The organism is Saccharopolyspora soli, from assembly GCF_022678645.1.
Taxonomy (GTDB): Bacteria; Actinomycetota; Actinomycetes; order Mycobacteriales; family Pseudonocardiaceae; genus Saccharopolyspora; species Saccharopolyspora soli.
The window spans coordinates 1-10,390 of the sequence record NZ_JALBWV010000124.1; the positions used below are offsets into that span (position 1 = coordinate 1).

The following is a 10,390-nucleotide window of genomic DNA, read 5'->3' on the forward strand; positions in this document are numbered from 1 at the left end:
AACCCCCAGTCCCCGGGGGGGGGGGGGGCGGGGGGGGCGCCCCCCCCCCCCCCGGGGGCCGTCCCCCCCCGGGTGGGGGTGTTTTCCCCCCCCCCGGGGGCCGCCGTTTCCCCCCCCCCACGACCGCTGAAGGAGGCTTGGCCGTGTGGGTCGTGCACGGAGCGTGCACCGAGGACGGGCGGTTGTTGCTGTGGGCGGAGGATTCCGAGCTTCCGCAGCGGGTGCCTGGACGGGCGCCTGGTGGCCCGGTCGCCCATCCCTTCGCGGTGCCGGGTGAGGCGCTGCGCGACGCCTTGCCGGTCGATCAGGCCAAGGTCGATTCCGTTCAGCTGCAACTGCCTTCCTACGCCTCCGCGCCGGTCGCATCGCCCGAGCTGGTGCGGGATCCGCTGACCGCTGGGCCCGCGCCGCGCGGGAAGTTGCGGCTGCGCTCTTGGCTGGTTCCGGCCGTGTCGTACGGCCCCGTGGCAACGCTCAACGCACTTGCCGAAGGCGTGCCAGGATGTCGGCTCGGCGCGTCCGCGCACTTCCTGCGCAGTGTCGCCGAGCTGGCTGAGCAGATGGTGTCGCAGGGCCGGGTGCTGCCCGCGCTGGTCTTCGAGGCGCAGCGGCCCGCGGCTCGTTGGCGGCCGTTGTTGTCCGGCACGGATTCGGCGCGGTTCGTGGCGCTTCGCGAAGCGATGCCACCGGCGTTCCGCTGCGCGCACGACGCATCACCCGCCGAGGTCCTGCGCACGACGCTTGACACGCTCGTCGACGGCATCGCCCGCAGCCGAGTCGCGGACGTCCGCCTCTCCAGCGGCCGGACCGTGGCTGCGACGTGGATGAACGCGCTGACCCGCGAGCCGCGGTTCGACGCGGATCCCACGCAGGTGCGGAAGCTGGCTCGGCAGTTGGACGCCTGGCACGCCAGCGGTGTCCACGAGAGCCCGGTGCGGACCTGCTTCCGGTTGCACGCGCCCGAGGACGACGACGAGGAGTGGTGCCTGGAGTTCCTGCTGCAAGCAGCGGACGATCCCAGCGTCCTGGTGTCGGCGAACGAGGTTTGGCGGGAGGAGAGCCGGGTCCTGCAGCGCTGGGTCGCGCAGCCGCAAGAATTGCTGCTCGCGGATCTCGGCAAGGCCAGCCGCATCCTGCCCCCGCTCGACGTGGCGCTGCGGGTACCGCATCCGACGGAGTTGTTTCTGGACTCCTCCGGCGCGTACGAGTTCCTCAGCAACGCGAACCTGCTGGACCAGGCCGGTTTCGGGGTGCTGCTGCCGTCCTGGTGGGGGCGCACCGAGCAGCTCGGGCTGAAGCTGACCGCGAGCAGTACCGGCACGGCGGGTGTGGTGACGAAGGAATCCGGAGTCGGCCTGGACGCCGTGGTCGACTACCGCTGGGATCTCGCGCTGGGCAACGAGGAGCTGACCGAGGCGGAGCTGGCCGAGCTGGCCGATGCCAAGGTCCCGCTGGTTCGGTTGCGCGGCAAGTGGGTCCAGGTCGACCGCAAGCGGCTGGCGGCCGGACTGGCGTACCTGGAGCGCGCCGGAGAGGGGCAGATGACTGCCGGTGACGTACTGCTGCACGCCGGACTGCACCCGGACGACGGCAGCCTGCCGATGCCGGTGATCGAGGTCAACGGGCGCGGTTGGCTCGGCGATCTGCTGTCCGGGCAGGTCGAGCAGTACTTGGAACCGGTGGAGCCGCCGAAGAACTTCACCGCGACCCTGCGCCCGTACCAGCGTCGCGGCCTCGCGTGGCTGGCGTTCCTCGACCGGCTGGGATTGGGCGCCTGCCTCGCCGATGACATGGGCCTCGGCAAGACCGTGCAGCTGCTGGCGTTGGAAGCGCTGGCCAGGTCGGGCGGTTCGCGCGCCCCGACGCTGTTGATCTGCCCGATGTCGGTCGTCGGCAACTGGCAGCGGGAAGCCGCGCGGTTCGCGCCCTCGCTGAAGGTGCACGTCCACCACGGCTGGAACCGGCTCAGCGGCGCGGAACTCCAGGAGGAGGTCGGCTCGCACGACCTGGTGATCACGACGTATCCGCTGGCCGCGCGGGATTCGGCCGCGTTGCGGGAGATCCGCTGGGACCGGGTGGTGCTCGACGAGGCGCAGAACATCAAGAACAGCGCCTCCCGCCAGGCGAGAGCGGTGCGCGGCCTGTCGGCCCGGCAGCGGATCGCGCTGACCGGCACGCCGGTGGAGAACCGCCTCGCCGAGCTCTGGTCCATCATGGACTTCACGAATCCCGGTGTGCTCAGCTCGCTGAGCACCTTCCGAGCGCGGTTCGCGGTGCCGGTGGAACGGGACGGTGACACCGACGCGGCAGCCCGGCTGCGCCGCATCACCGGACCGTTCGTGCTGCGCAGGCTCAAGACGGATCCCGCGATCATCAGCGATCTGCCGGACAAGATCGAGATGCGGCAGCTGTGCAACCTCACCACCGAGCAGGCGTCGCTGTACCAGGCGGTGGTGGACGACATGCTCGCGCGCATCGCGGACAGCGAGGGCATGGAGCGCCGCGGGCTGGTGCTCGCGACGATGTCCAAGCTGAAGCAGGTGTGCAACCACCCGGCCCAGTTCCTCGGGGATGGCTCCGCGCTGCCGGGCCGGTCCGGGAAGTTGCAGCGGCTGGAGGAAATCCTCGAATCGGTGCTGGCCGACGGCGACAAGGCGCTGTGCTTCACGCAGTTCGCCGAGTTCGGCGGGATGTTGGTGCCGCACCTGTCGGCGCGATTCGACACCGAGGTGCTGTTCCTGCACGGCGGCACCACGAAGAAGGCCCGCGACGAGATGGTCCAGCGGTTCCAGTCCGCGGACGGGCCGTCGATCTTCCTGCTGTCGTTGAAGGCTGGCGGTACCGGGTTGACGCTCACCGCCGCCAACCACGTCGTGCACCTGGACCGCTGGTGGAATCCGGCGGTCGAGGACCAGGCCACCGACCGGGCGTTCCGGATCGGCCAGCGCCGGGACGTGCAGGTCCGCAAGCTGACCTGCATCGGCACCCTGGAGGAGAAGATCGACCGGATGATCGAGGAGAAGAAGGCGCTGGCGCAGCTGGTGGTCGGCAGCGGCGAGGGCTGGCTGACCGAGCTGTCCACCCGCGAGCTGCGCGAGCTGGTCACGCTGGATGCGGAGGCCATCGGTGAATAGGTGGCGCGGATTCCCACCGGCGGCCAAGCCGATCCGGGTCGAGGGCGGCATCAAGGCCCGCAGCAAACGCGGCGAGATCGCGCAGACCTGGTGGTCGCGGCGGTTCATCGAGGTGCTGGAGTCCTTCGGCATGGGCGGGCGGTTGCAGCGCGGCAAGAACTACGCGCGTGCCGGGCAGGTGCTCAACCTGACGTTGTCGACCAGCGTGGTGGTCGGGCTGGTGCAGGGCTCCCGGCGGGAGCCGTACCGGGCGCGGATCGCGGTGAAGGCGTTCACCGCGGCTGAATGGGAGCGGATCGAGCGGGAACTGGCCGGGCAGGCGCTGTATGCGGCGAAGCTGCTGGCCGGGGAGATGCCGACGGACATCGAGCGCGTGTTCGCCGACCTCGGGTTGCAGCTGTTCCCGGGGACGATGCGCGAGCTGACGATGGATTGTTCCTGCCCGGACTGGGAAATCCCGTGCAAGCACCTCGCGGCGGCCTGCTACCTGCTGGCGGAATCCTTCGACGAGGACCCGTTCCAAATCCTCGCCTGGCGAGGCCGCGGGCGGGAGGAACTGCTGGACCGCCTGCGCGCGCTGCGCGGGAGCGTTGCCGGACCTGCGGCGGAGGAATCCGACGACGTCGCGCCGCTGTCGGAATGCCTGGAGACGTTCTGGACGGCCCCGGAAGCACCGGCCGCCGCGACGATGCCGGAACCGGAACCGACCGCCCCGGATGCCCTGCTCGACGAACTCGCCCCCCTCCCGGTGAAGGTCGGCGCCAAGAACGCCGTCGACCTCCTCCGCCCCGCTTACCGCGCCATGACGTCGCCGGAGTGAGGTGTGGGGGGGGGGGGGGGGGGGGGGGGCCCCCCCCCGGGGGGGGGGCGGGGGGGGGGGGGGTGGGTGGGGGGGGGGGGGGGGGGGTTTGGGGGGGGGGGGGGGGGGGGGGGGGGGGGGGGGGGGGGGGGGGGGGGGGGGGGGCGGGGGGGGGGGGGGGCGCGGGGGGGGGGGGGGGGGGGGGGGGGGGGGGGGGGGGGGGGGGGGGGGCGGGGTCGGCGGGGGGGGGGGGGGGGGGGGGGGCTTCCCCCCCCCCCCCCCCCCCCCACAACGGTGCGCTCAGGTCATGGGCGTTGTTCGATCTGGTCGGTCGAGCAGGATTTCGGGGCGTTCAGCGGGTTGCAGCGGACTGGGGTTCCGGTGGGGAGTTCGGCGACGTAGTCCGAGCCGTAGCGGGCGGCCAGTCCAGGTACCGGGAAGTCCGTGCTGATGATCTGCGCTCCGCTGGCCAGCGCAGCGTTCAATTGCTCCGTGCTTCCCGTGCTGGCCTGTTCGAACGGCTCGTCAGCACGGGTGCGCACCAGGTATCCCCGGCGCACCAAGTCCTGGATCTGCGCGGTGTTCGCACCGGTCGGGTCGTTCCGCTTCACGAAAGCCGCATCGGGCCGACCGGGGGTGGCGTTGGTGAACAGGACCCGGCCTTCCAGGTTCGGGCGGTTCTCCAGGTACGGCGCCTGCAGCTGCGGATCGTCGTTGTCCATCAGGAAGACGAACTTGCCGCGGGAGTCGGCCATCGTCGGCCAGCCGAAGCGCAACACCGACTGCTCCAGCGTCAGGCCGGGCTTGCGGACATCGTCAGGCGTGATCATCTTGTCCGCCGGGAGGACCGACCGGATCTCGGCGTCCAGGTCGGCGAACCGCTTTGCGTCCCACGGCGGCGAAACCGCGCCGCCGCGCTGTTCCAGCACCGGATCGGTTTGCTTGAGCTCCATCATGACCGGGATCGGGGCGTGTCCCGGGTGGGCGTCCGACCAGTCATGGAGCTGCTGCAAGCAGTTGACCAACGTTGCGCAAGTCGTGTTGTAGTCGTAGTCGGCCACGTGCATGACCTTGATCCCCGGCTTGGCCAGGTCCGGATCGGTGAGCGGTCCCAGCCCGGCGTCCCGGCGGATCAGCGGGTAGGTGTACAACCCGCCCTGGTCGCTGTCCGGGATCAGGTCCAACTCGATGCCCCGCACCGGCTCGCGGTCGAACTGCACGGGCAGCGATGCGTGCGAGTACCACAGGTTGTTGGAGGCGGCCTGGAATTGCTGTTCGGCGAACGACAATTCGCGGTGGTAGCTGTTGTGCGTCCCGATGAGCTGGATCTGGTTCATCCGCAGGTCTTCGCGCCCGCCTGCAGCGTTCGCGGTGGATATCAGCAGGCCGAGGCAAGCGGCCAACGACACAGCGGTTGCGCCCAGGCGGAACCCGGTGATGCGCATGGTGGCTCCTCCGAATGGAGTCAGTGAGTGGAGCCCCAGCCTTGAGCGGCAACGTGACCGACCCGGTAGCGGTCACCCACCCAACCACGAACATCAAACGAACACTCAACTCCGGAAGCCACCTGCCTGGGAGGCCCTGCTGTTCAGGGATTCGGCGGACCGCTACGACGACGCACCGGACAGGGAACTCCTGGAAGTTTCCGGAAGGAAGCCGCTGCGGCGATCGAGTGCGACGTCAGCCAGATCAGCAGAGTCGAGCGCGGCGAACGCGCCTTCAAAGTGCTGGAAATCGAAGCACTCCTCGATTTCTACGGCGCCCCAAGGGAAACACGGTCGCAGATCACGCACCTGGCGCAGGTTGTTCGCCAGCTCCAACCTCGTCGCATGTACTCCGACGCCTTCCCAGGGGCGTTTCGCAGGCTGAGCGACCACGAACAGGACGCCACGGAGATCTACTACTCGGACAGCGAGCTCATTCCCGGCCTGTTGCAGACCGAGGACTACATCCGCGCAATGATGCGCGTTGGACGTTCGGCCGTGCTCGGCTCAAGCCGCGAGGACATCGAGGCGAGAGTCCAATTTCGGCTCGACCGCCAAGAACTCATTGGCCGCGAGAACCCTCCGCAAATGTGGTTCGTGATCGGCGAGGCGGCTTTGCGGCGCCCTATCGGACGTTGGAAGGGACTGCATGGCCAGCTTCGGCATCTGCTCGATCTGATCGAGCAGCATCCGCACATCGTCATCCAGGTCGCCCCACTGTCCATCGTGGACCATCCGCTGCTTGGCGGATCGATCGAAATCCTCCGATTCGGCGGCCTTGCTCCCGACCTCGTACATCAGCCAACCTTCATAGGCAGCGGTGTCTACGTCATCGACGAAACGGACATCGGCGAGTGCATGCGCGCCTTCGACCAACTCCCGTGCGGTAGCGCTCGGACCTGAGCAGTCACGGTCGTTCATCGCTCAACGAGCAGAGGAGCTAGAGCATGACCAATGACGACAGAAAGCTCAGCTGGTTCAAGAGCAGCTACAGCGGCCCGAACAACAACAGTTGCGTCGAAGCCCGCTTATCCGGCGGCGGCATCGACATCCGGGACTCGAAGGACCCCGACGGGCCGATCCTCCGGTTCGGGAGCCTCGCTTGGTAGCGATTCCTGCGCGGGCTCGGCAGATAGCCACCCGTTCAGGTATGGGTGAGGGGCACCCTTAACCCAATTACTTGGTTAAGGGTGCCCCTCACCTCGAAAACCATCACCCGTTGTCGCGCTTCCGACGGCGGGGTCAGGTGTCGGCTCGGCGGCTGTTGGTGCGTACCTCTTTGATGGTTTTGTGGGGGAATCTGCGTTCTGCGTGCGTCTTCGCTGGGGAGTTCGGGTCTACGTAGAGGGTTTCCCGTTTGTCCTGGAGGGGGCGTAGGACTCGGTTCATGAACTCCTTGCGGTCTTCCAGGTACGGCTCCAGGACGTCTTCTCCGGCTGGGCAGACCGCCATGCAGTAAGCCGCCTTGTAGCTCGCCTTGAACGACAGGCTCTGCCACATCGACGCGTTCTCCGCGTCCGTCACGCGGGAGCGGAAGTCCGCTCCGTCCGCGCTGTCCGCGATCGTTTCGACCCAGTCCGTGAAACCGCCCATGAACTCGCGGTAGTTGTGCGTGAAGCACGCCAGGAAGTCGAACTCGCCGTCCTTCGAGATGGCACCCACCGGGCAGGCCGCGACGCACAGCTTGCACTCCAGGCACGGGTTGTAGTCCAACCGCGCGCCGTAGTCGCTGATCTCCGCGTCCACCAGCAGCGTTGCCAGGAGTACGAAATTGCCGAACTTGGGGTGGATCACGTTGCGGTGGATCCCGATCGCGCCCAGTCCCGCCGCCACCGCGACCGTCTTGTGCGACACCACCCACGAGCGGTTCGGGTACTCGTCCATCTCCATCGGGAACGCCGCCGACGGATTCACCGCTCGGTAACCGGCGTCCTGCAGCGTGCGCACGACGGTGCGGGCTGCTTCGTTGATGATCTCGACGCTGCGGTGGAACTCCTGGTTGGCGACGCTGCGCACGGGCGAGCGCACGTTGTCCCGGTTCATCCGCACGACCAGGGAAATCAGACTGCGGGTACCGGGCAGCGCGGTGAGCACGGGCTCGCGTTCGCGGGTGAGGTCCGGGTGGTCCAGGGACACCGCGGCCGCGTCGTCGGCACCCGCGTCCAGGCACACCTTGCGCAGCCATTCCGCGTCGATCACCGCGGGCTTCGCCGGGCGGTTCTCGCGGCGGGACAGCACCGCGCGCACCGACGGGTGTTGGGCGAGTTTGCTCGGCAGCCTGTCGTTCTCCGAGGTCATGGTCTCTCCCAGACAGTTAGTTGGAAAATCAGACTCACTGTCCCATCTGCTAAGTTGGATTTCAAGACCGAGGAGGTGCGGCATGAGCGCGAAGGGGCGCGAGTGTTCCATCGCCAATGCACTGGGCGTCATCGGCGAACGCTGGAGCCTGCTGGTGCTGCGCGAAGTCATGCTGGGCGTGCGGCGCTTCGACCAGATCGCGCACAACACCGGAGCCAGCCGCGACATCCTCACCACCCGGCTGCGCAAGCTCGTCGAGGCCGGTGTGCTGGAGAAGCAGCAGTACGAGCAGCGTCCGCCGCGCTACGAATACCTGCCCACCGAGGCCGGTCGCGCCTTGCAGCCGATCCTGCTGGGCCTCATGGAGTGGGGCGATCGCTACGTCACCACCGGTCCGCCGCCGACGGTCTGGGAGCACAACTGCGGCGCCGAACTGCACCCGGAGATCGTGTGCGCGCACTGCGGAGAACCACTCGGGCAGGGCGAAACCCGCATCGTCCGACTCGGCACCGTGCACTGAAAGTCGTGAGCGTTCAGCCGGGCTCCAGCCCGGTCATGCACTCACGACCGTGCACCAACTGATCGACGGGAGGGAGGCACCCCCAGTTGCCTCCCTCCCGCGCTCCCACGCGCTCCCACTCATTAGACGTTCGGGAGGGCCCCTGGTTGTCCCGGATTTTTCCCGTTTTTGCCGGACCGACCATCATGCGGTCCTCGCGCACTGGCTTTCGCAGGTCCGAACGGTTATGCATGTTGCGCGAAGATCGAAAGGCGGGCGTCATGCGGTGGAAGATTTTCGGTGCCTGGTTGGCCGTGGCTGGCGTTGTCGCATTGGGGACGTCGTGCTCCGCGGCGCCGCCCGCTGCGGAGCAGAAACCGGCCGCCAGTCGGTTGGACGACGTCGTGCAGCGCGGTGAGCTGCGGGTTTGCAGCACCGGGGACTACCGACCGTTCACCTACCGGGACACCAGCGGCGCCTGGAGCGGGATCGACATCGACCTGGCGCACGACATGGCCGCCAAGCTCGGGGTGCGGGCGACCATCGTGCCCACCACCTGGAAGACGCTGGTCGATGACTTCAACGCGAAGTGCGACATCGCCGTCGGCGGGGTGTCGATCACCTTGGAGCGGGCGAAGGAGGCGTTCTTCAGCACCGCCTACGTGGTCGACGGCAAGACCCCGATCACCCGCTGCGAGAACGCTTCGCGGTTCCAGACGTTGCAGCAGGTCGACCAGCCCGGCGTCCGCGCGATCGTCAACCCTGGCGGCACCAACGAGCAGTTCGCCGAGCAGCACCTCAAGCAGGCCACCATCGTCGAGCACCCGGACAACAACACGATCTTCCAGCAGATCATGGACGGCCGGGCCGACCTGATGATCACCGATGCGGCCGAAACCAAGTGGCAGGCCAAACAGCACCCCGAACTGTGCTCGGTGCACCCGGACCAGCCGTTCACCTTCAGCGAGAAGGCGTACCTGCTGCCCAAGGGCGACGTGGTGTTCCAGCAGTGGGTGAACCAGTGGCTCAACCTCGCGCTGCACGACGGGACGTACGCCCGGATCGCCCAGCCGTGGATCGGCTGACCTGGCAACTGTGACGTTGGCCCGCAGCGTGTGCCGCGGAGGTGGCGCGCGTGGGACGCTTTTTTCGCAACCATCCGATACGACCCGGGGACCCGCTTTCGCGGGCTTCGAGGAAGAAGGACGGTCAACGATGACTGCTGCTCAGAATCCGAGCGAGACCGCAGCGCCGTACGGCTCCACCCCGACCAAGCGGCGGGTCCGCATCCACCACCTCCAGCAGTTGAAGGAACATGGCGAGCCCTGGCCGATGCTCACCTCCTACGACATGTACACCGCCCGGATCTTCGACCAGGCCGGAATCCCGGTCCTGCTGGTCGGCGACTCGGCGGCCAACAACGTCTACGGCTACGAGTCCTCGCTGCCGGTGACCGTGGACGAAATGTTGCCGCTGGTCCGCGCGGTGACGCGCTCGGCCGAGCGCGCGCTGGTCGTGGCTGATCTGCCCTTCGGCTCCTACCAGGCGTCGCCCGAGCAGGCGCTGGCCACCGCGACGCGGTTCATGAAGGAAGGCCGCGCGCACGCCGTCAAGCTGGAAGGCGGCCGCCGCTACGCCCCGCAGATCGAAGCTCTGGTGGCGGCGGGCATCCCGGTGATGGCGCACATCGGCTTCACCCCGCAGAGCGAGCACGGCCTCGGCGGGTACCGGGTGCAGGGCCGCGGCAACCAAGCCGACGAGCTGCTGGCGGATGCGCGGGCCGTGCAGGAGGCCGGGGCGTTCTCGGTGGTGCTGGAGATGGTGTCGGCGGAGGCTGCGAAGCGGGTGACCAGTGAGCTGCGCATTCCCACGATCGGCATCGGAGCGGGCCCGGACTGCGACGCCCAGGTGCTGGTGTGGACCGACATGTCCGGCATGAACACCGGCCGCACGGCCCGGTTCGTCAAGCGCTACGCGGACGTCGGCGGCGTCCTCGCCGACGCCGCGACGCGCTTCGCGGACGAAGTCCGCGGCCGCGCCTTCCCAGCGGCGGAGCACTCCTTCCACTGACGGGGGGGGGGGGGGGGGGGGGGGGGGGGGGGGGGGGGGGGGGGGGGGCCGCCCCCCCCCCCCCCCGCGGCGCGGGGCGGGGGGGGGGGGGGGGGGGGGGGGGGGG

Annotated in this window: 9 protein-coding genes; 7 read left to right on the forward strand and 2 right to left on the reverse strand. The window is 68.8% G+C overall.

Annotated elements, in window-relative coordinates; genetic code table 11:
* The first annotated feature begins 143 nt into the window (after positions 1-143).
* Both MOQ72_RS42975 and MOQ72_RS45510 read left to right on the forward strand, forming a co-directional pair.
* Positions 144-3,134: a DEAD/DEAH box helicase gene (locus MOQ72_RS42975; protein ID WP_242191824.1), complete on the forward strand. Its 2,991-nt coding sequence runs from the start codon at positions 144-146 to the stop codon at positions 3,132-3,134.
* Positions 3,127-3,954 (forward strand): SWIM zinc finger family protein, encoded by an 828-nt coding sequence (locus MOQ72_RS45510; RefSeq protein WP_242191825.1) that lies wholly within the window; start codon positions 3,127-3,129, stop codon positions 3,952-3,954. Before MOQ72_RS42975 ends, MOQ72_RS45510 begins: the two co-directional genes overlap by 8 nt.
* 284 nt (positions 3,955-4,238) lie before the next feature.
* Here MOQ72_RS45510 and MOQ72_RS42985 read toward each other — a convergent pair whose 3' ends face one another.
* Positions 4,239-5,378 carry a phosphatidylinositol-specific phospholipase C1-like protein gene (locus tag MOQ72_RS42985; protein WP_242191826.1) on the reverse strand — a complete coding sequence of 380 codons (1,140 nt, stop codon included), beginning with the start codon at positions 5,376-5,378 and terminating at the stop codon, positions 4,239-4,241.
* Positions 5,379-5,762: 384 nt separating this feature from the next.
* On the opposite strand from MOQ72_RS42985, the gene MOQ72_RS42995 reads away from it, so the two are divergent.
* Both MOQ72_RS42995 and MOQ72_RS43000 read left to right on the forward strand, forming a co-directional pair.
* Entirely contained in the window at positions 5,763-6,320 is a 558-nt protein-coding gene (locus MOQ72_RS42995; RefSeq protein WP_242191828.1) for a DUF5753 domain-containing protein, read from the forward strand.
* A 44-nt stretch (positions 6,321-6,364) separates the two neighbouring features.
* A complete protein-coding gene (locus MOQ72_RS43000; RefSeq protein WP_242191829.1) occupies positions 6,365-6,526 on the forward strand; it encodes a DUF397 domain-containing protein in 162 nt (53 codons plus the stop codon).
* A gap of 133 nt (positions 6,527-6,659) precedes the next feature.
* Here MOQ72_RS43000 and MOQ72_RS43005 read toward each other — a convergent pair whose 3' ends face one another.
* Positions 6,660-7,715: a 4Fe-4S binding protein gene (locus MOQ72_RS43005; RefSeq protein ID WP_242191830.1), complete on the reverse strand. Its 1,056-nt coding sequence runs from the start codon at positions 7,713-7,715 to the stop codon at positions 6,660-6,662.
* A gap of 82 nt (positions 7,716-7,797) precedes the next feature.
* Here MOQ72_RS43005 and MOQ72_RS43010 point away from each other — a divergent pair, with 82 nt between their 5' ends.
* The 3 genes from MOQ72_RS43010 (at position 7,798) to panB (ending at position 10,284) form a co-directional block, all read left to right on the forward strand.
* Entirely contained in the window at positions 7,798-8,235 is a 438-nt protein-coding gene (locus MOQ72_RS43010) for a winged helix-turn-helix transcriptional regulator (RefSeq protein ID WP_242191831.1), read from the forward strand.
* A 260-nt stretch (positions 8,236-8,495) separates the two neighbouring features.
* On the forward strand, positions 8,496-9,299 hold the full coding sequence (locus MOQ72_RS43015) for a transporter substrate-binding domain-containing protein (RefSeq protein WP_242191832.1): 804 nt from the start codon (positions 8,496-8,498) through the stop codon (positions 9,297-9,299).
* A 130-nt stretch (positions 9,300-9,429) separates the two neighbouring features.
* A complete protein-coding gene (gene panB, locus MOQ72_RS43020) occupies positions 9,430-10,284 on the forward strand; it encodes a 3-methyl-2-oxobutanoate hydroxymethyltransferase (RefSeq protein WP_242191833.1) in 855 nt (284 codons plus the stop codon).
* The last annotated feature ends 106 nt before the right edge of the window (positions 10,285-10,390 follow it).